The organism is Ruegeria sp. BE9 (assembly GCF_056538765.1).
This window is the reverse complement of sequence record NZ_JBQFTS010000003.1, coordinates 154,781-173,869: the sequence shown is the minus strand read 5'-3', so window position 1 is coordinate 173,869 and position 19,089 is coordinate 154,781. Positions and strand designations below refer to the sequence as shown.

At 56.7% G+C, this 19,089-nt stretch carries 22 protein-coding genes and 1 riboswitch; of the genes, 12 read left to right on the top strand and 10 right to left on the bottom strand.

Annotated elements, in window-relative coordinates:
• Positions 1-6: 6 nt before the first annotated feature.
• The 4 genes from ACR0EO_RS11785 to petA all read right to left on the bottom strand — a co-directional run bounded on the left by ACR0EO_RS11785 (position 7) and on the right by petA (position 3,298).
• The gene (locus ACR0EO_RS11785; protein ID WP_480690087.1) at positions 7-420 is read right to left on the bottom strand and encodes a nuclear transport factor 2 family protein; all 414 of its coding nucleotides are present in this window, start codon (positions 418-420) and stop codon (positions 7-9) included.
• 144 nt (positions 421-564) lie between these two features.
• Positions 565-1,350 (bottom strand): cytochrome c1, encoded by a 786-nt coding sequence (locus ACR0EO_RS11780; protein ID WP_480690085.1) that lies wholly within the window; start codon positions 1,348-1,350, stop codon positions 565-567.
• 17 nt (positions 1,351-1,367) lie between these two features.
• Positions 1,368-2,699 carry a cytochrome b gene (gene petB / locus ACR0EO_RS11775; protein ID WP_480690083.1) on the bottom strand — a complete coding sequence of 444 codons (1,332 nt, stop codon included), beginning with the start codon at positions 2,697-2,699 and terminating at the stop codon, positions 1,368-1,370.
• Positions 2,700-2,713: 14 nt separating this feature from the next.
• Complete coding sequence (gene petA, locus ACR0EO_RS11770) at positions 2,714-3,298, bottom strand: ubiquinol-cytochrome c reductase iron-sulfur subunit (RefSeq protein ID WP_480690081.1); 585 nt, start codon at positions 3,296-3,298, stop codon at positions 2,714-2,716.
• A gap of 484 nt (positions 3,299-3,782) precedes the next feature.
• Between petA and ACR0EO_RS11765 the strand changes: the two genes are divergently transcribed.
• Positions 3,783-4,226, top strand: a complete 444-nt coding sequence (locus ACR0EO_RS11765) for a c-type cytochrome (RefSeq protein ID WP_480690079.1) — start codon at positions 3,783-3,785, stop codon at positions 4,224-4,226.
• Positions 4,227-4,239: 13 nt separating this feature from the next.
• On the opposite strand, the gene ACR0EO_RS11760 is transcribed toward ACR0EO_RS11765, so the two are convergent.
• A complete protein-coding gene (locus tag ACR0EO_RS11760) occupies positions 4,240-4,854 on the bottom strand; it encodes an FMN-binding negative transcriptional regulator (RefSeq protein WP_480690077.1) in 615 nt (204 codons plus the stop codon).
• A gap of 54 nt (positions 4,855-4,908) precedes the next feature.
• Positions 4,909-5,055: riboswitch (FMN riboswitch) on the top strand.
• 72 nt (positions 5,056-5,127) lie between these two features.
• Here ACR0EO_RS11760 and ACR0EO_RS11755 point away from each other — a divergent pair.
• The 5 genes from ACR0EO_RS11755 (at position 5,128) to cobO (ending at position 9,077) form a co-directional block, all read left to right on the top strand.
• Complete coding sequence (locus ACR0EO_RS11755) at positions 5,128-5,568, top strand: 6,7-dimethyl-8-ribityllumazine synthase (protein ID WP_480690075.1); 441 nt, start codon at positions 5,128-5,130, stop codon at positions 5,566-5,568.
• Positions 5,569-5,692: 124 nt separating this feature from the next.
• A complete protein-coding gene (aroC, locus tag ACR0EO_RS11750) occupies positions 5,693-6,793 on the top strand; it encodes a chorismate synthase (protein ID WP_480690073.1) in 1,101 nt (366 codons plus the stop codon).
• Entirely contained in the window at positions 6,777-7,439 is a 663-nt protein-coding gene (locus ACR0EO_RS11745) for an HD domain-containing protein (RefSeq protein ID WP_480690071.1), read from the top strand. Before aroC ends, ACR0EO_RS11745 begins: the two co-directional genes overlap by 17 nt.
• Before the next feature lie 44 nt (positions 7,440-7,483).
• The gene (locus ACR0EO_RS11740) at positions 7,484-8,419 is read left to right on the top strand and encodes a DMT family transporter (protein WP_480690070.1); all 936 of its coding nucleotides are present in this window, start codon (positions 7,484-7,486) and stop codon (positions 8,417-8,419) included.
• A 58-nt stretch (positions 8,420-8,477) separates the two neighbouring features.
• Positions 8,478-9,077 (top strand): cob(I)yrinic acid a,c-diamide adenosyltransferase, encoded by a 600-nt coding sequence (gene cobO / locus ACR0EO_RS11735; RefSeq protein WP_480690068.1) that lies wholly within the window; start codon positions 8,478-8,480, stop codon positions 9,075-9,077.
• Between the two features lie 33 nt (positions 9,078-9,110).
• Here cobO and ACR0EO_RS11730 read toward each other — a convergent pair whose 3' ends face one another.
• From ACR0EO_RS11730 to ACR0EO_RS11710, 5 genes are all read right to left on the bottom strand, one after another.
• On the bottom strand, positions 9,111-9,308 hold the full coding sequence (locus tag ACR0EO_RS11730) for a hypothetical protein (RefSeq protein ID WP_480690066.1): 198 nt from the start codon (positions 9,306-9,308) through the stop codon (positions 9,111-9,113).
• A 198-nt stretch (positions 9,309-9,506) separates the two neighbouring features.
• Complete coding sequence (locus ACR0EO_RS11725; RefSeq protein WP_480690064.1) at positions 9,507-11,075, bottom strand: alkaline phosphatase D family protein; 1,569 nt, start codon at positions 11,073-11,075, stop codon at positions 9,507-9,509.
• Positions 11,076-11,208: 133 nt separating this feature from the next.
• Positions 11,209-11,574 (bottom strand): SPW repeat domain-containing protein, encoded by a 366-nt coding sequence (locus ACR0EO_RS11720; RefSeq protein WP_480690062.1) that lies wholly within the window; start codon positions 11,572-11,574, stop codon positions 11,209-11,211.
• Between the two features lie 109 nt (positions 11,575-11,683).
• Positions 11,684-12,634, bottom strand: coding sequence for an AraC family transcriptional regulator (locus ACR0EO_RS11715; protein ID WP_480690060.1), 951 nt, complete (start codon positions 12,632-12,634; stop codon positions 11,684-11,686).
• A gap of 126 nt (positions 12,635-12,760) precedes the next feature.
• Positions 12,761-13,627, bottom strand: coding sequence for a branched-chain amino acid aminotransferase (locus ACR0EO_RS11710; RefSeq protein ID WP_170426075.1), 867 nt, complete (start codon positions 13,625-13,627; stop codon positions 12,761-12,763).
• A gap of 158 nt (positions 13,628-13,785) precedes the next feature.
• Between ACR0EO_RS11710 and ACR0EO_RS11705 the strand changes: the two genes are divergently transcribed.
• From ACR0EO_RS11705 to dxs, 6 genes are all read left to right on the top strand, one after another.
• Positions 13,786-14,298 carry a MarR family winged helix-turn-helix transcriptional regulator gene (locus ACR0EO_RS11705; protein WP_480690058.1) on the top strand — a complete coding sequence of 171 codons (513 nt, stop codon included), beginning with the start codon at positions 13,786-13,788 and terminating at the stop codon, positions 14,296-14,298.
• Positions 14,295-14,996 (top strand): response regulator, encoded by a 702-nt coding sequence (locus ACR0EO_RS11700; protein ID WP_480690056.1) that lies wholly within the window; start codon positions 14,295-14,297, stop codon positions 14,994-14,996. The genes ACR0EO_RS11705 and ACR0EO_RS11700 overlap by 4 nt, the downstream gene beginning before the upstream one ends.
• Before the next feature lie 69 nt (positions 14,997-15,065).
• Complete coding sequence (locus ACR0EO_RS11695; protein ID WP_480690054.1) at positions 15,066-15,992, top strand: histone deacetylase family protein; 927 nt, start codon at positions 15,066-15,068, stop codon at positions 15,990-15,992.
• The gene (locus tag ACR0EO_RS11690; RefSeq protein WP_480690052.1) at positions 15,989-16,231 is read left to right on the top strand and encodes an exodeoxyribonuclease VII small subunit; all 243 of its coding nucleotides are present in this window, start codon (positions 15,989-15,991) and stop codon (positions 16,229-16,231) included. Before ACR0EO_RS11695 ends, ACR0EO_RS11690 begins: the two co-directional genes overlap by 4 nt.
• Positions 16,232-17,098 carry a polyprenyl synthetase family protein gene (locus tag ACR0EO_RS11685; protein ID WP_480690050.1) on the top strand — a complete coding sequence of 289 codons (867 nt, stop codon included), beginning with the start codon at positions 16,232-16,234 and terminating at the stop codon, positions 17,096-17,098.
• A gap of 16 nt (positions 17,099-17,114) precedes the next feature.
• Positions 17,115-19,043 carry a 1-deoxy-D-xylulose-5-phosphate synthase gene (dxs, locus tag ACR0EO_RS11680; protein WP_480690048.1) on the top strand — a complete coding sequence of 643 codons (1,929 nt, stop codon included), beginning with the start codon at positions 17,115-17,117 and terminating at the stop codon, positions 19,041-19,043.
• Positions 19,044-19,089 lie beyond the last annotated feature (46 nt).

Below are 19,089 nucleotides of genomic sequence, written 5' to 3'. Positions count from 1 at the left end.
ACTTGGTCAGCCGGTGACAGCTGAAATGGCGGCCGTATCGTAGAACTCTTCGTATTCGCAGACCAGGCCGTCGCGAAACCGGCAAATGATCACAATCGGTGTTTCAACTCTTTTACCAGAGCCTTTGTGGATCCACGCGCACACACCGATGCCGACGACACGATTGTCTTGCGCGATAGTGTCCTTCAGGGTCCAGTGCTCCATTTCGAAGGCGCTAGTTAGGTCTTCCAAGTATTCCTGCATCTCAGCCCGACCATCGCGTGCGCAGCTGAAGTCCAGCCCGTAACGCCCTCGGCCCAGTGAGCGCATACAAAGATCTTCGGTTGTGTACTTTTCCCACATGGCGACGTTCGATGCCTTGCAGTCGTTCCATTCCGCGAAAGCTTTCCGCATCTTTTCGACATTGCTTTGGGTGTCCAATATTCGTCCTCCTAAATTGATTTGGTCAAAAATTAAGGGCCCTCGAAACAATAAAGGGCGGGTCAATCATAGCATCCGGCCACCTGAAAACAAAAAAGGCCCGGTGCAAAGCACCGGGCCTTTGAAATCAATGGAAAAGACCGTTTAGCTGGTCTTTTTACCCTTAACACGCGCCCACAGGCGTTTGTTAACCAGGTACAGCAGAACCGACATAACGGAGAGGAAGATCACCCCGACAAAGCCGGAATACTTGCGTTCCATCATCTTTGGCTCAGCGGTCCACATCAGGAAGGCAGCGATATCCTCTGACATGGCTTCTACAGTGGCCGGGTGACCGTCTGCGAACTCAACCAGATCATCTGAGATCGGCGGTGCCATCGAGATCCAGCCACCGGGGAAAGCTTTGTTCTCATAAAGAACGGTGCCTGCCTCTTCTTTTTCCTCACCGGTGTATCCGTCCAGCAGCGAGGCGATGTATTCTGCGCCACCCATGCCTTTGACCAACTGGTTGATACCCAGGCCATAAGGGCCGTGGAAACCAGCGCGGGCCTTTGCCATCAAGCTAAGGTCCGGCGCGCCAACACCATCATTGGCCGGGAAGTGGTCGGTCGGGATCGCCGGGCGGAAATCATCCAGCTCAGGATCGAACACTTCGAAGTTGGCCGCCGAGTACGCGATAACTTCTTCTTCAGAGTAGCCCAACGCTTCGAGATCACGCAAAGGAACGTATCTAAGGCCGTGACAGGCTGCACAAACCTCGGTGTAGATCTGCAGACCACGCTGCAGCTGGTTTTGATCCCAGGTGCCGAAGGGGCCTTCGAACGAAAAGTGGAAGTCCTCGATATGCTGCTCACCGCCACCTGCTGCAAATGATGCAGCAGGGGTCAATGCCAGAGCAAACGCGGCGCCGATTGCAAGTTTCTTGAACATGTTTCCGGTCCCTCTTCTTACTCGGCCGGCGTGGCGTCGGCGTCAGCCTTGCCATAATGCGCGTTGAAGTCTTCTTCGATGGTTTCCGGCTGGGCATCGGGTTTTTCGATGACTCCCAGGATCGGCAGGATCACGAAGAAATAGGCGAACCAGTAGGCGGACGCGATCAGCGAGAATGTCGCATAGGGCTCTTCCGCAGGCATCGCACCCAGCCACATCAGGGCAAAGAAGTCGATGATCAGCAGATAGAACCACCACTTGAACATCGGACGATACTTACCCGAACGTACGGTCGAAGTATCCAGCCAAGGTGCCAGAGCCATCGCCAGGATCGCACCGAACATCGCCAGAACACCAAAGAACTTAGCGTCGATGATGCCGCCGGTGATGAAGCTGGCGAACTGAACGACCCAAACCTCACCGGTGAAGGCGCGCAGGATCGCGTAGAACGGCAGGAAGTACCATTCAGGAACGATGTGCGCAGGAGTAACCAGCGGGTTGGCTTCGATGTAGTTGTCCGGGTGGCCCAGATAGTTCGGCATAAAGCCGACAACGGCCCAGAACACGACCAGAATGACGGCCAGAGCGAACAGGTCCTTGATTACAAAGTAGGGCCAGAACGGAAGCGTGTCTTTCTCGGCATCAGCTTTCGACGTACGACGAACCTCAACACCTGTGGGGTTGTTGTTGCCAGTGGTGTGGAAAGCCCAGATGTGCACGATTACCAGCGCCGCGATAACGAACGGCAGCAGATAGTGCAGCGAGAAGAAGCGGTTCAGCGTGGCGTTATCCACCGCGGGCCCGCCCAGCAGCCAGGTCTGGATCGCATCACCAACGAATGGGATCGCGCCAAACAGGCCAGTGATAACGGTCGCACCCCAGAAGGACATCTGACCCCAAGGCAGAACGTAGCCCATAAAGGCAGTACCCATCATCATCAGGTAGATAAGCATCCCGATGATCCACGTGATCTCACGAGGGGCTTTGTACGAGCCGTAGAACAGGCCACGGAAGATGTGGATGTAAACCGCAACAAAGAACAGCGATGCGCCGTTCATATGCAGGTAACGCAGCATATAGCCGCCATTCACGTTGCGCATGATGTGTTCGATGCTGGCAAAGGCCAGGTCAACATGCGGGGTGTAGTGCATCACCAGAACGATACCGGTGACAATCTGCAACGCGAGGCAGAAGGTCAGCACGATACCCCAGATCCACATCCAGTTCAGGTTCTTGGGTGTAGGAATCATCAGGGTGTCATACAGTAGGCCGACGATGGGCAGGCGGCTGTTCAGCCACTTTTCGCCGTTTGTCTTCGGCTCGTAATGATCGTGGGGAATTCCGGACATTAGTTAGGTCTCCCTTAGCCGAGCTTGATTGTGCTGTTGTCTACCCATTCCGCGGGGGGAACAGGCAGGTTTTCTGGCGCGGGGCCTTTACGGATACGACCAGCAAGGTCGTAGTGCGAACCGTGGCAGGGGCAGAACCAGCCACCAAAGTCGCCAGCATCACCCAAAGGCACACAACCCAGGTGTGTACATACGCCCATCTGTACCAGCCATGCCCCAGGGGCTTCGCCTTCTGGCGATGGCATCACGCGGTTGGCGTCGGTTGCAGGTGCGTCGGCCGGCAGGTTCACGTTACGTGCCAGCGGGTCAGGCAGTGCGGCAACGCCTTCAGCGTCCTGTTCCTGCGCTTCTGTGATCTCGGCACCGGTGCGGTGACGGATGAAAACAGGTTTACCCAGCCACTTTACGGTCAGCTGCGTGCCCGGCTCAACGCCGCTCACGTCCACGCGGATCGAGGACAGCGCCTGAACATCTGCCGATGGATTCATTTGGTTGACGAGGGGCCAAACAGCTGCCCCCGTAGCAACGACACCTGCGCCGCCAGCGACGTAGTAGAGGAAATCTCTGCGGGTGCCTTCGTGGTCTTCAGCGTGGGACACGAGGTTATCTCCGATTTTCTGGCGCCCACGAATGGGCATAAAGCTCGCGCACCGCACGGATGCGGTGTCTCAACGCGGGTATCTAGCCGGGAGAAATCGGTTCGTCCAGCGGTCATAGGCGCGCACTACGCCGCATCTGGGCATTCATGTCACAACGGAGGGGCAAATTTTCAAGCTTCTGACGGGTTTAAGCGGGGAAATCCGCCGAACGAACGAGTGTTGAACTACCCTGATTCGAATTCGCGACTCACCTAAACAGGTCCGCCAATAAGACACGCCAAAGCCCCGGCCCAACCTCGCCACGTTCAAAGTTTTGACGAACTTTTGCCACGCAAATTTCAACTTTAGCGCGAATTTGAGATAGCTAAATTATGAGCATAAAATAGATGTTTCACAACCACTTACGGTTGTTTGATTTCGATTGCACTTTTAACGGGAATGCAGGAAGGCGCAGCATACGCCAAATCTTAGCAGGACGTTCTCTATGTCAAAGTTCTTTGCATCTGCGCTGGTCTTCGTACTGGCTCTCTCGTCTCAAGCCACGGCCGCCGGTGATCCGGCGAAAGGTGAAAAACTTTATAACCGCTGCTCTTCTTGCCATGCGATCATCAAAGATGGCGAAATTCTCGTCAAAGGCGGAATTACCGGACCGAATCTCTATGGTGTGGTCGGACGCGTTGCCGGATCTGAAAACGACTATCGCTACGGCAGCGAGCGGCTTCCGGTCGGCATGTTCACAGATGACATGATCCGCGCCGGGGAAGAGGGGCTGGTTTGGACCCAGGAAAATATCGCAGCTTACTCAAAAAACCCCATCGTTTTCATTCAGGAATATCTGGGCGACGAAACCGCTCGCCCGAATATGAGCGTGAAGTTGAAAAAAGGCGCTGACGACATCGCAGCCTATTTGGCGACGTTCAACGAATAAGCACCCTGGCTGGTCACGTTTCCCGCATTAACGTGGCCAGCTGCGTGACCTCGGCGCCGAATCCAGCTGACTCCACGTGATCAGCTGCAGCAAGACGCATTTCATCTGTTTTGTTCTGATTCAGCTTCCACGTACCCTGGATATCCTCCACGTGCAGTTTGCAGGGCACAATCATTCGCATCATGCGATCCAATGCCCCTTTAGACATCTTATCAGCATGCCAAGGTGGCTTGGGTAACAACCGCTGCTCATAGAATGCGGACTGCCGGTCCAGAAGACCACGCAACTCGGCTTGCGGACGCAACTCAAGCTGCCCGGCAAGTTGCACGGCCACATAGTTCCATGTCGGCACCTGATCCTCGGCCCCGTACCAATCAGGCGAAACATACCCATCAGGCCCTGACACCGCGATTTTGGCGCTTTGCATCTTGGTCAACGTTCTGACGATTGGATTCGACCGTACCAGATGCAGCTCGGCAATCGTTCCGTCTTTGCTCAGCAAGAAAGGAACATGGCTGATCAACGGCGCGTCCTGTGTCGACACGGCCAACACCCCAAAGGAACGGTCACGCGCAAAAGCGATGTTACGGGTGCGCTCTGCGGTGCGAAATGCGGGGTTCGGGTGCATAACGGTCCTCCTCGCAAACCTCTTGCAGAACCGTTCCGTTCTATGCAAGGTCCGCCTTGTTCTCAGGGCGGGGTGAAATTCCCCACCGGCGGTATGCGGGCATGACCCGTAAGCCCGCGAGCGGCCTTGGTTGTAGAGGTGTCAGCAGATCTGGTGAGAGGCCAGAGCCGACGGTTAAAGTCCGGATGAAAGAGAACGTGCTGATGCGCCGCCTTGCGGCGTGTCCGCTCGTGATCGCCTTGGGTGACGTGTCTGTTGCGAAAGGAGATCATGATGACACACACCCGATATGCTTTTATCAAAGCCAACTGGCATTCCGATATTGTTGACCGTGCGCTTGATGGGTTTCAGGAACTCATCCCCGCCGAACAAATCGACGTCTTCGACGTACCGGGTGCGTTCGAAATGCCACTATTGGCCCGCGATCTGGCCCAAACTGGCCAATACGCCGCTGTTGCCTGCGCGGCCTTTGTCGTTGACGGCGGTATTTACCGGCACGACTTCGTGGCGCAGGCCGTAGTCGATGGGCTAATGCGCGCAGGCATGGATACGGGCGTTCCAGTTCTGTCTGTTTCGCTTACTCCGCATCAGTATCAGGAAACAGATCACCACAACGCCATCTACCGAGACCATTTCGTGGAAAAGGGTCGCGAGGCCGCCCAAGCCGCCCTAAAGATCACCGAAACCCGTGCGAAAATCACCCGGGCTGCCTGATCTGCCTGTTTTTTCATAAGCACAAACGCGTTGCCCATTGGGCAGCGCGTCCCGCGTGATGCGCAAATCCGCTTGAGGCCAAGCCCTGCGCCCGCTAATCACATCGCGCAAAGGAGCACGCCCCATGTCGATGAACAGCTTTGGACACCTTTTCCGCGTCACCACCTGGGGTGAAAGCCACGGGCCCGCTTTGGGAGCGACAGTTGACGGCTGCCCGCCGGGCGTTCAGATCGACGAAGCGATGATCCAGCACTGGCTGGACAAGCGCAAACCCGGCCAGAACAAGTTCACCACCCAACGGCGCGAGCCCGATCAGGTGAAAATCCTGTCCGGCGTATTCGAGGGTCAGACCACCGGAACGCCGGTGCAGTTGATGATCGAGAACACTGATCAGCGCTCGAAGGATTACGGTGACATCATGGACAAGTTCCGTCCGGGTCACGCTGACATCACCTATTGGCAGAAATACGGAATCCGCGACTATCGCGGTGGCGGACGCAGCTCGGCCCGTGAAACCGCATCACGCGTAGCGGCTGGCGGCTTGGCCAGGGAGGCAATCAAGCAAATCGCTCCGAACGTGCAGATCACGGGCTATATGACTCAGATCGGGCCCCATAAGATCGACCGCGCCAATTTCGACTGGTCTCAGATTGAACAGAACCCGTTCTGGACACCTGACGCCCAAGCAGCCGAGGATTGGGCCGAATATCTGGATGATCTGCGCAAATCCGGCAACTCAGTCGGAGCCGTGGTTGAGGTCGTGGCCCGCGGTGTTCCTGCTGGTATCGGCGCGCCTGTATATGCCAAGTTAGACACTGATCTGGCCGCAGCGATGATGTCGATCAATGCGGTGAAAGGCGTTGAGATTGGCGAAGGTATGGCCGCCGCTGAATTGACCGGCGAAGCCAACGCTGACGAAATCTTCATGGGTCAGAATGGACCACAATACAGCTCGAACCACGCAGGCGGTATTTTGGGCGGTATTTCAACCGGACAAGACGTGGTTGTCCGCTTTGCCGTGAAGCCGACCTCGTCGATCCTGACAACGCGCAAGACCATTACCAAATCAGGCGAGGAAACCGAGATCATCACCAAGGGTCGCCACGATCCCTGCGTAGGCATCCGAGCAGTTCCTGTCGGTGAGGCGATGATGGCCTGTGTAATTCTCGACCACCTTCTGCTGCACCGCGGTCAAATCGGAGAGAATCGTGGACGGATCGGCTGATCTGCGTTCGCGCCTGCGCGCAGTCGTTGCGCAGCTCATGGAAACCGATCCGGCGCATGACCTGGCCCATCTGGACCGGGTCTGGGTGAATGCTCAGCAAATAGCCGGTGATGCGACCGACAAGTCCGTATTGTTAGCCGCCAGCTATCTGCACGATTTGGTCAACCTGCCAAAAGATGACCCTGAGCGTCATTTGGCCTCTCGCAGGTCCGCGCAGGAATCAGAGCCTATTTTGCGGGAATTGGGTTTCAACCCAAAGCAAATCAGCGCCATTCAACACGCAATCGAAGCGCATAGCTTTTCTGCCAATATCACCCCCAAAACGTCCGAAGCGTGCATTCTGCGCGATGCAGACCGACTGGATGCGCTCGGGGCCATAGGGATCGCGCGGAACTTTTCCGTCTCGGGCGCACTTGGACGAACGCTTTACGATGCGGCCGACCCTTTCGCGGCAAACCGGCCGCTGGACGATCTGCACTATTCGCTGGATCACTGGAAGGTAAAGCTGTTGAGCCTGCCGGATGACATGCTAACGGAGCCGGGAAAGCAGATCGCAAAGGACCGAGTCTTACGCATGATCCGCTTTCTCGAAGAGTTCGCCGAAGAGATTGGCAGCCCTTTGCCTGAAACCTGGGTGACACGCTGATCGGGCCGTTGATCTTTGCAAAGTAAAGGCGCAGGGTCGCGCCGATGGCAAAACCCTTAACATCGCACCGACCTGTTCTAGCCGTGTCGCTGAAACTCAGTGCACTGGTGCTGTTCACATCGATGCAAGCGCTGGTCAAAGCGTTGTCGGACGACTTTCCGCCCGGCGAGATGGTGTTCTTCCGCTCGCTCTTTGCGGTTCCGGTAATCATCGGCTGGTTGGTATATCGGGGTGAATTGGCGCAAGGTTTGGTGGTCAAAAAGCCAATGGGACATTTCTGGCGCGGCGTTCTGGGAACCAGCGCCATGGGATTAACCTTTACCGGCCTTAGTCTGCTGCCCCTGCCCGAGGTCACAGCGATTGGTTACGCAACGCCGATCTTCACCCTGATTCTGGCCGCCGTCATGTTGGGTGAGCGAATCCGCATGATCCGTATTGGAGCGGTCGCCATTGGCCTTTTGGGGGTGTTGATCATGATTTGGCCGCGTCTGGGCGGCAACAACATGGACACCGCCGCCACCATTGGCGCGCTCTGCGTACTGGCAGCGACCATGGCACGGGCTTTCGTCCAGATCCACATACGGCAACTGGTACAGGTCGATCATCCCGCCGCAGTAGTCTTCTACTTCTCGCTGACCGCTACGTTGCTTTCATCCCTGACCGCTTTCTGGGGTTGGACGATGCCGACGCTTGAACAGGCTCTAATATTGGCCTTTATGGGGCTTATTGGGGGTGTCGCGCAGATCCTTGTTACGTCGTCCTATCGCTATGGCCAGGCCTCAATGCTGGCCCCATATGATTATACGACTATGCTGTTTGCTATTGTCATTGGCTATGTCTGGTTCGATGAGCTGCCTACACTTGTGATGCTAGGTGGCGCAGCGCTGGTCATTTCGGGCAACGTATTGGTCATCCTGCGCGAACGCCAATTGGGGGTGGATCGCGGGAAGGATAAGTCGGCCCCGGATCCGAAGTCCTGATCTTTACCTTTGGCAAACTTCGCTTAGTTTGGGCGCAACATCAGGAAAGGTTCCGCTCATGAGCGACGCACAAGATCACAAGAAAAAGATGCAGAAGGTGCAGGCCAAGCACCGTAAGAAAGTGTCCGAGGCCGTCGACCCGGAACGTGGGCTGGTGCTGATCAACACCGGCAAGGGCAAAGGTAAATCCTCGGCCGCGTTTGGTGTGGTGATCCGCGCATTGGGATGGGGCCAGAAGGTTGCCGTGGTTCAGTTCATCAAGGGGAAATGGAAAACTGGCGAACGGCGCTTTTTCGAGGAGCGCGATCTGGTCACCTGGCACACGATGGGCGAAGGCTTCACCTGGGACACGCAGGACAAGGAGCGTGACATCGCCGCCGCCAACGCCGCCTTCGACAAGGCACGAGCGCTGATGTCCAGCGGAGAGTATGATCTGGTAGTTCTGGACGAGATCAACATAGCTCTGCGCTACGAATACCTATCGGTGGACCAAGTGATCGACGGATTGAATGAGAGGTCCGACAAGACCAGCGTGTTCCTGACGGGCCGCGATGCACCGCAAGCGCTGCGCGACTATGCAGACCTTGTCACCGAAATGACCGAAGAAAAACACCCATTTCAAGCCGGAATCAAAGCTCAGCGCGGCGTTGATTTCTAAGTTTAGAGACTAAACAGCCCCGGTTCGGGGCTGTTACCCTTGCGGGTTTTCGTTGAGATAACGAACTGAACCGCGACGATTGGCAGCGCTGTTAGGCAAGCGCTCAACCCCTCCGGTTGTTGGGTCGAGTTTCTTCTTTTCTACATAGGCGCAAAAGTCATCGTCACAGTTGCAACCGCAAGCGGTTGCCGCTTCGTGCCGTGCCATGATTTCGTCCAGCGGATCGCCCATATTTCCTTCCGATCATTCGTTTCCGAGGCGGCGGCAAGCTCTCACCATTTCATGCGCTAAGCCTGCAAACCGCCTCGAAACTCTGTACCAAATGTCGCTGCATCTGGCGTTGCTCGTTATCTGACTATTTTACTCGGATTTTTCAAGGGCAAAAAACACCTCGTCTTTGAACAATCTCGGACAAAACGCGGCGGGGAGTTAGATACCCTGAGGTTGAGGGTCCAGAGTCACCGACCACAACTCGGTGTCTGCACGATCCATGAGGCGCACGGTCATCTGCTGGGTCGCCCCGTCGATGTCGACCAGACCAAAGAACTGCAATCCCGCACTTGGTGGCAGATTGACGCCTTGCTCTTCCGTCGGAGCTTTGACGAATTTCACCTGCGGCCCAAAGGTACCGTCCAATGCATTCGGACCAAAGGTTCCTGCGTGCAGCGGGCCGGAAACGAACTCCCAAAATGGCTCGAAATCCTGATATTGAGCCGTGTTAGGGTCATAGTAGTGCGCTGCAGTGTAGTGAACATCGGCCGTAAACCAGACAGTATTGGAGATGCCTTCTGTTTTGATGAAACGAAGGAGGTCAGCGATCTCGAGCTCGCGCCCTTTTGCCGGTCCGTTGTCACCGTTTGCGATTGCCTCAGCGCCAGCTTGGTCTTTCCAACTGTCCCACACGATCAATCCAATCGGCATATCGGATGCAATTACCTTCCAGGTCGCTTGAGAAGCCGCCAACTCACGTTTCAGCCAAGCCAATTGCTCGGCCCCCAGAATGCGGGACTTATCGGTGATTTCATCCTCCATTGAGGGACCATTCGGCCCGCGATAGCTGCGCAGGTCCAAGAAGAACACGTCCAACATCGGTCCGTATGAGATCTTGCGATAAACGCGCCCCGGTTCGGCCGGCGTAATCCGCAGCGGAGTCATCTCGTGAAACGCACGGCCCGCGCGGGATTGCAGTACGTGCACCGATTTCTCGGTATAGCGGTCATCCGAAATCAGGTCTTTAGCGTCCGACCAGTTGTTGACCACCTCATGATCATCCCATTGAAAGAAAGTCGGGCAGACTGCGTTCATCGCACGCACGTGCTCGTCCATCATGTTGTATTTCCACTGGGCACGAAATTCTTCCAGCGTTTCAGCGACCTTGCGTTTCTCATCGATCAGGGTGGTGTTTTTCCAGATCAACTGGCCGTCTTTCTCAACCTCGTCCTTCATCGGACCATCGGCATATATCGTGTCGCCAGAGTGGATGAAGAAATCAGGCCGATGCTGCGCCATCGTGGCATAAGTGCGCATCCCTTCATCGTCGATACCCCAGCCCTGCCCGGCCGTGTCACCTGACCAAGCAAAGCGGATATTGCGGCGTTCGGACGGGGCGGTGCGGAATTGGCCAATAATAGGCTCTGATACGACGTTGATGTCGCTTAGATCGGCGGCCACGAACCGATAGAAGACATCCTGATCCGAGGGCAGTCCGTCAACCAATCGCTTCACCGCGAAGTCGCTGTTTGGAATGGCGTCCATCGGGGGCAACTGGCGGGCATCGGCGAAGCTCTCTGTGGTCGACACTTCCATCATCACACGCGCAGGACGATCGGTGCGGGTCCAGATCATGCCCGAACTCATATCGACGTCACCTGACTGCACACCGTGAGTGAACACGGGGCGCGACGACGCGCGGCTGATTGCGGGCATCGACAGTGATGCGGCAAAGGCGGTGCTGCCAGCCAAGAAGGCACGGCGGTTGGGGCGAAGGATTCGGGTCATACTGGCTCTCCTGTCTGGTGACCCTTGTGGATCACGCGATTGGTGAGCGGCAGTGAGCCGCCTGTTTGTAAAACAAGCGGCTCAGATTTTTGAAAGTACCACGATGATATTGTGACACTTGTGATTAGGTTGCTCAGGCCGTTACGCCCTCTTCCGGCGTGCTGAGCGAGATGACGGCGACCACCGCCGCGCCGTTCAGCCAATAGTATATCGCATCCAGACCCGAGAACCCAAACAGGCTGGGCGCGGCCAGAAACACAACGCCAACCAACAGATCAACGGCAAGATGGAATTTGTAGGGCAGCACCCGCCATACACCGAGATGGTGATCCGTCAGCACCGTTAGAGTAAAGGCTGCGACCCCGGTGACCACAGACAGCCACAACGCCATCGGGTTGGATTGCCCAAGCCCAAGAACAAATGGCAGCCCCATCAGTGCGAGGGCAACCGGATAGTCCAGATAGGCGTGTATGGTGCGGTTAACAAAACGAACAGACATCTAAATTTCCTTTCCTTGCTTGGTATAGCCCCAAGTTAAGAAAGAGCTTCTGAACGTTTAATTCTGGATCGTTCGCAAAACCTTGCAGATCGTGCGGATATGAGTCCGATTAGTGCATAGACCTATAGGCAGCCGGTGAAAGGCCAATCTGTTTTTTGAATACGCGGGAAAAGGCAGCCTCCGAAGCATAGCCAACCTCGGCAGCGGCATCCGCCACGTTCCACCGGGCCTCGGTCAACCCGTGGCAGGCAATCTGCATCCGCCAGTCGGTCAGGTATTGCATGGGTGTGGTCCCCATCTTTTCTGCAAACAACTGCGCAAAGGCGGTGCGAGACATGCCAGCCTCGCGCGCCAAAGACTCAACGCTCCACTCTTGCGCAGGGGCTTGGTGAAAGGCAGTCAGCGCGCGAGAAATACGTGGGTCGGCGAAGCCCGCCAAAGCGGTGTCGGTGGGGCTTTGATGCTCAAGATGGGCCCGGATGGCCTGTGCGAACAACACCTCGGACAGTTTCAGGGCGATCAGATCTCCACCGATACGGGCGCCACTGACCTCGGAGCCTATCATGCGCAGGGTGGCCTCGATCCAGGCTCCGGCCTCTTCTCCGTAGTTCTCGATCAAAATGTAAGGTGGCAGACGATCGATTAACATGTGCCCTGTGCCTTGGCGCCCCGGCGGGCCGGTAAACGAGAAATGACCGCAGATCAGCTGGGTATCGCGACTTTTGTCCTCACCGCCGTAAATCAGGACGCCATCGCCCTGATAGCCCGCATCCTCCAACACCTGCTCAAGCGGCAGCGCATCCACTGGCTTTACCTCGTTGCATAGCAGGGCGTGGGCAGAACCGTGTGGAATTAGGATCAAGTCACCCTGCTTTAATCGCAGGGTTTCGCCTGTGTTAGAGACAAAAACCTTCAATTCCCCACGTTGAACAAAGTGAAACCGGGCCACGTTCTGAAAAGCGGGAACCTGAACGCCGAATGGCGGCGTGAAAGAGGTGCGAAAGTAGAACGTGCCCCTAAGGGACAATCGCGTGAGGATATCGCTGAGCAGGTCCAACATGGGGTTAACCTACACTCGGATGCGCCTTCGTCCAGCCATCTGAACGATCTGCACAAAGTCTTGAACGGCAGGCAAAGAAAAACCCCCGCCAACAGCGGGGGTTCCAGAAATCAGCGGCCGGCCTGATCAGGCGCGAACCAGCGCCTCATAATCAGCGGCGATCTCGCGGGTCAGGTCTCCGACCTCGAAGGTATAATCGCCGATCTGCCCGACCGGGGTGACCTCGGCCGCGGTACCGGTCAGCCAGCACTGTTCGAAGTCGGCCATTTCTTCGGGTTTTATGCGGCGCTCATGGACGGTGATGCCCTTGTCTTTCAGCATCTGGATCACTGTCTGGCGGGTGATACCGTTCAGGAAGCAATCGGCCAGCGGCGTGTGAACCTCACCGTCCTTGACGAAGAACACGTTGGCCCCGGTTGCTTCGGCCACGTAACCGCGCCAGTCCATGAACAAGGCGTCCGAGCAGCCCTTGGCCTCGGCCTTGTGCTTCGAGATAGTGCAGATCATGTAGAGACCCGCCGCCTTGGCGTGAACCGGGATGGTTTCGGGGCTGGGGCGCTTCCATTCCGCGATGTCCAGCTTGGCACCCTGCATCTTGGCGTCACCGTAATAGGCACCCCAGGGCCAAACGGCCACGGCCATGCGCACCGGGTTCTTGGCCGATGCCACCCCCATATCCTCGCCCGAGCCACGCCAGACCAGCGCGCGAACATATGCATCCTGCAGACCGCTGGCTTTCAGCGCTTCTTCTTTTGCCGCCTCGATCTCGTCCACCGAATAGGGCATCGGCATGTCCAGCGCCTCGGCCGAAGCAATAAGACGTTCCGAATGTTCGCGGCTTTTGAAGATTTTACCATTGTAAGCGCGCTCACCTTCGAACACGGATGAGGCATAGTGCATGGCGTGTGTCAGAATGTGCACGTTGGCTTCGCGCCAGGGTACCAGTTTGCCATCCAACCAGATGACACCATCACGATCATCATACCCCGCCATGCGAAACCTCCTAACCGGGTTGAATTTTCCGATTGTTGCGCCAATTAAGTCCGATGCGGACATAAAGTTGCGCAGAAACTGCGATTCGATACCTGTCCACTATTGGAATGTCAATAACGCTGACATAAAGTCGGCATGTGTAACGAATGAGGCATACTATGTCGGATACGCGTCCCGCCCAAGTCTTTGGCGGTGAAAGCTTGTTGTTTTTGACCGACGAACAGCTTCGACAAGGGATCGAAGCGATGTTTTTCGCCTATCGCGGCTTTACTGCGGACCCAGATCGCATTTTGGCGCAGATGGCCTATGGGCGGGCGCATCACAGGGCAATCCACTTTATCAACCGCGCGCCGGGAACAACGGTCAACAACCTTTTGGCCATTCTTGGTGTAACGAAACAGTCGTTGAATCGAGTGCTTCGGACCCTTATCGAGGATGGTCTTGTCGAAAGCCGCGTGGGCACTGTCGACAAGCGAGAGCGACACTTGTTTCTGACGGAAAACGGCAAGGCGCTTGAGGCCAAACTGTCCGAAGCTCAGCGCGTTCGGATGCGTGCAGCCTACAAAGATGCAGGCCCCGAGGCCGTTTCAGGATTTCGTAAAGTGCTTGAAGCAATGATGGATGCTGATATGCGTCATGCTTACACAAAACTTCGGGATACTACCTCATGAGCGAAATGGACGCCCATCTGCTGATCGTCGATGATGATGAGCGTATTCGTGATCTGCTCAAGAAGTTCCTGATGCGGAGCGGTTTTCTGGTTACGGCGGCCCGCGATGCGGCACATGCGCGGCGGGTTCTGTCCGGCCTGGATTTCGACATGATCGTGCTGGATGTGATGATGCCCGGCGAGGATGGGGTCAGCCTCACCAAAACCCTGCGCGAAACGCACACGACACCGATCCTTTTATTAACAGCGCGCGGCGAGACCGAGCACCGCATTGCCGGGCTTGAGGCTGGGGCAGATGACTATCTGGCCAAGCCGTTCGAGCCGAAAGAGCTGTTGTTGCGAATTAACGCCATCCTGCGGAGGATGCCGGAAACACCGGCGCAAGACACCGCTACCAAGATCCTCAACCTCGGCCCAATCCGGTATGACGTGGAACGTGGTGAGATGTGGCAAGGCGAAGAACCTGTGAGACTGACGGCAACCGAGAGTCAGCTGATGAAGATTTTCTCGGCCCAACCCGGTGAGCCCATCAGCCGCGCCAAGCTGGTAGAGGATCTGGGGCGCGACAAAGGTCAAGCGCAAGAGCGCGCGGTAGATGTACAAATCACCCGTCTGCGTCGCAAAATCGAACAAGACCCTAAGCAGCCGCGGTATTTGCAGACTGTGCGTGGTGCCGGGTATATGTTGGCACCGGATTGATTTGGCAGCTTGCCGACGGCTCTGAACTGACGGCCAGCAGAAGTTCACCGAGACGAATAGGGGATCGTGATGAAGACCGCGCTTTTGACTCATGCGGATTGCCTTGGGCATGTGACGCCGGACGGGCATCCAGAGCGCGTTGCGCGGCTGGAGCATATTCTGCACGCATTGGAGGCCCTCGACCTTAAGCGGGTCACGGCGCCTTTGGCAGCAGATGATGATCTGCTACGCGTTCATCCCGAAAGTTACATCCAAGATATTCGGAGTTCGCGTCCTTCGGACGGCTTCAAGCAGATTGACGGTGACACGTTCATGTCTCCGGGGTCAGTGGATGCTGCATACCGCGCAGCCGGCGCCGTTGTGCGTGCGGTTGACATGGTTATGGGTGGCGAAGCTCCGAACGCGTTTTGCGCGATCCGGCCGCCGGGGCATCATGCCGAAACCGATACGGCTATGGGCTTCTGTCTATTCGGCAACGCAGCTTTGGCAGCGAAACATGCGCTTGACCATCACGGGCTGAACCGGGTCGCTGTCGTGGATTTCGATGTCCATCACGGCAATGGCACGCAGGACTTGCTGTGGGACGAGAAACGCGCGCTGGTGATCACCAGCCAGCAGATGCCGCTTTGGCCTGGATCGGGACGCCCGGATGAAACTGGTTCTTATGAAACTGTTCTGAATATCCCATTGGCACCCGGAACCGGTGGGGCAGAAATGCGCGCGGCCTATGAAAATCAAGCCTTCCCTCGTTTGCGGGCCTTTAAACCGGAATTGATCATCATCTCAGCCGGATTTGATGCGCATCAGGATGACCCACTGGCAAATCTGAATTGGTCCACAGGCGACTTCGCATGGGTCACGGCCGAGCTGTGCAAGATTGCCGATGAGCTTTGCGAGGGACGTATCGTCTCGACTCTGGAGGGCGGGTATGATCTGAACGCACTGGCCGAGGCGACACGCGCCCATGTGGAAGAATTGATGAAGGCAGCCCGATGACCGAGACTCCCGTTGATCAGATGACATTTGAACAGGCGATGAAAGAGCTTGAGGCCGTGGTTGGCCAGCTGGAGCGCGGCGATGTGGCGCTGGACCAGTCGATCGCCTTGTATGAACGCGGCGCGGCGCTGAAAAAACGCTGTGAGGACGAGTTGAAGCGGGCCGAAGAAAAAGTGGCCGCGATCACACTTGATGCCAATGGTCAGCCGACCGGGACGATACCTGTCGAAGGCCAGTAAATGTTTCGTGAAAAGCTAGCGCAGGACGCCGCGCAGATTCAGGATCAGTTTGATCTGGTTCTGGGCGCATTGGACGATCTCGATGTGACCCATGCGATGGCCTACACGACCCAAGGCGGCAAACGGCTGCGCGGGTTTCTGGTTCTGGAAAGCGCACGCCTGCATGGCGTCAGCGATGATCGGGCAATCTGGCCAGCAACGGCGATCGAGGCATTGCACGCTTATTCTCTGGTCCATGACGACCTGCCCTGCATGGACGACGACGATCTTCGTCGCGGACGGCCAACAGTTCATGTGAAATGGGATGAAGGTACCGCCGTTCTGGCCGGAGATGCGCTGCAAACGCTAGCCTTTGAACTGTGCACTCGCCCCGAAGTAGGCAACGCCGAGGTTCGGGCCGAAATGGCTCTAACACTGGCAAAAGCCAGCGGTGCACAAGGTATGGTACTGGGTCAGGCTTTGGATATTGCGGCAGAATCGGCATCCACACCGTTGACGCTGACCGAAATTACCCGCCTGCAGGCAGGCAAAACCAGCGCATTGATCGAATGGTCGGCTTGCGCAGGGGCAAGACTTGCGCAAGCCGATCCCGAACCCTTGCGCCAATATGCCCAAGCCCTTGGGCTTGCTTTTCAAATCGCGGATGACATTTTGGATATTGAAGGTGACGCCGAAAAAGCCGGGAAACGCCTGCAAAAGGATGCCGAGGCTGGAAAAGCCACGTTCGTTTCCTTGCTCGGTTTGGATGCAGCCAAGATCCGCGCAACAGAGCTTGTTGATCAAGCCTGCGCAGCACTGGATGGCTACGGTCCTTCGGCTGAAACCTTGAAGGACGCCGCACGCTTCGTTATTGCCCGGGACAGCTAAGCCAGGAACGCGCCAAATGTCTGACCGCCCGAACACGCCTCTGCTGGATCTTGTGAGCCGCCCTGCGGATCTCAAACAGTTTTCAGACGCGCAGTTGCACCAGGTTGCCCAAGAGTTGCGGTCCGAGACGATTTCCGCCGTCTCGGTTACCGGTGGCCATCTGGGCGCTGGCCTTGGTGTGGTCGAATTGACGACAGCCTTGCACGCAGTTTTCGATACACCCCGCGATAAGATCATTTGGGACGTTGGTCACCAGTGCTATCCCCATAAGATTCTGACCGAACGGCGCGACCGTATCCGCACGCTGCGTCAGAAGGACGGCCTCAGCGGATTCACCAAACGTAGCGAAAGCCCCTATGACCCATTCGGAGCAGCGCACTCCAGCACTTCAATCAGTGCCGCGCTTGGTTTTGCCGTCGCGCGAGATCTGGGAGGTGTAACACCCGAGGGGTTGGGTGACGCGATTGCCGTGATTGGCGATGGCTCGATGTCAGCGGGTATGGCGTTCGAGGCAATGAACAACGCCGGGCATCTGAAGAAGCGCCTCATTGTTATCCTCAACGACAATGAGATGAGCATCGCCCCGCCAGTTGGCGCATTATCCAGCTATTTGTCACGCATTTACTCCGAAGCTCCTTTTCACGATCTGAAAGCCGCTGCCAAGGGCGCTGTGTCGCTGTTGCCAGAACCCTTCCGCGAGGGAGCCAAACGCGCCAAGGAAATGCTCAAAGGCATGGCTGTCGGAGGCACGTTGTTCGAAGAGTTGGGCTTTTCCTATATCGGCCCGCTTGACGGGCACGACATGGATCAACTGCTGCCGGTCTTGCGCACAGTCAAGGCGCGGGCGACCGGCCCTATCCTGATTCATGTGCTGACCAAGAAGGGCAAGGGCTACGCCCCCGCTGAACAGGCGCGAGACAAAGGCCATGCGACTGCAAAGTTCGATGTGGTAACGGGCAAACAGCAAAAAGCACCTTCCAACGCACCATCCTATACCTCGGTATTTGGCAAGACGCTGGTCGAAGAGGCCGGACGGGATGATAAGATTGTTGCCGTGACTGCCGCGATGCCGGACGGCACCGGGCTAAGCCTGTTTGCGGAACGCTACCCTTCCCGTTGTTTCGATGTGGCAATCGCCGAACAACACGGTGTGACCTTTGCAGCGGCATTGGCAGCTGGTGGAATGAAACCGTTTTGCGCCATGTACTCCACCTTTTTACAGCGCGGTTACGATCAGGTTGTGCACGATGTGGCCATTCAGCGCTTGCCTGTACGTTTTGCCATCGACCGTGCTGGTCTGGTGGGTGCTGACGGAGCGACCCATGCCGGTTCCTTTGACATCGCCTATCTGGCCAACCTGCCGGGCATGACCGTAATGGCCGCTGCCGACGAAGCCGAACTGATGCACATGGTCGCCACCGCTGCGGCACATGACGAAGGGCCTATCGCGTTTCGTTACCCACGAGGCGAAGGCGTGGGTGTTGACCTGCCTGAACGCGGTGAAGTTCTTGAGATCGGCAAGGGCCGTGTAATTCAGACCGGCGCGCGGGTTGCTCTGCTTTCGTTCGGTACGCGCCTGGCCGAAGTCCAAAAGGCAGCCGAAGCGCTCTCGGCCCGTGGGATTACCCCCACGATCGCCGATGCCCGCTTTGCCAAACCGCTGGACCGTGAATTGATCCTCGATCTGGCCGCAAACCACGAGGCGCTGATCACCATTGAAGAGGGCGCTGTTGGCGGCTTTGGCAGCCACGTGGCACAGCTTTTGTCGGACGAAGGCGTATTTGACCACGGGTTGAAGTACCGATCCATGGTGCTGCCGGATACCTTCATCGATCAGGCCAGCCCGGCAGACATGTACGCCGTTGCGGGGATGAATGCCGAACAGATTGAGGCAAAGGTTCTTTCTGTTCTGGGCGTGACGACCATCGGCGAGAAACGCGCATAGGCCGTTAGCTGCCCGCCCCATTCAGGCTACGTTAAAACAAGATGGT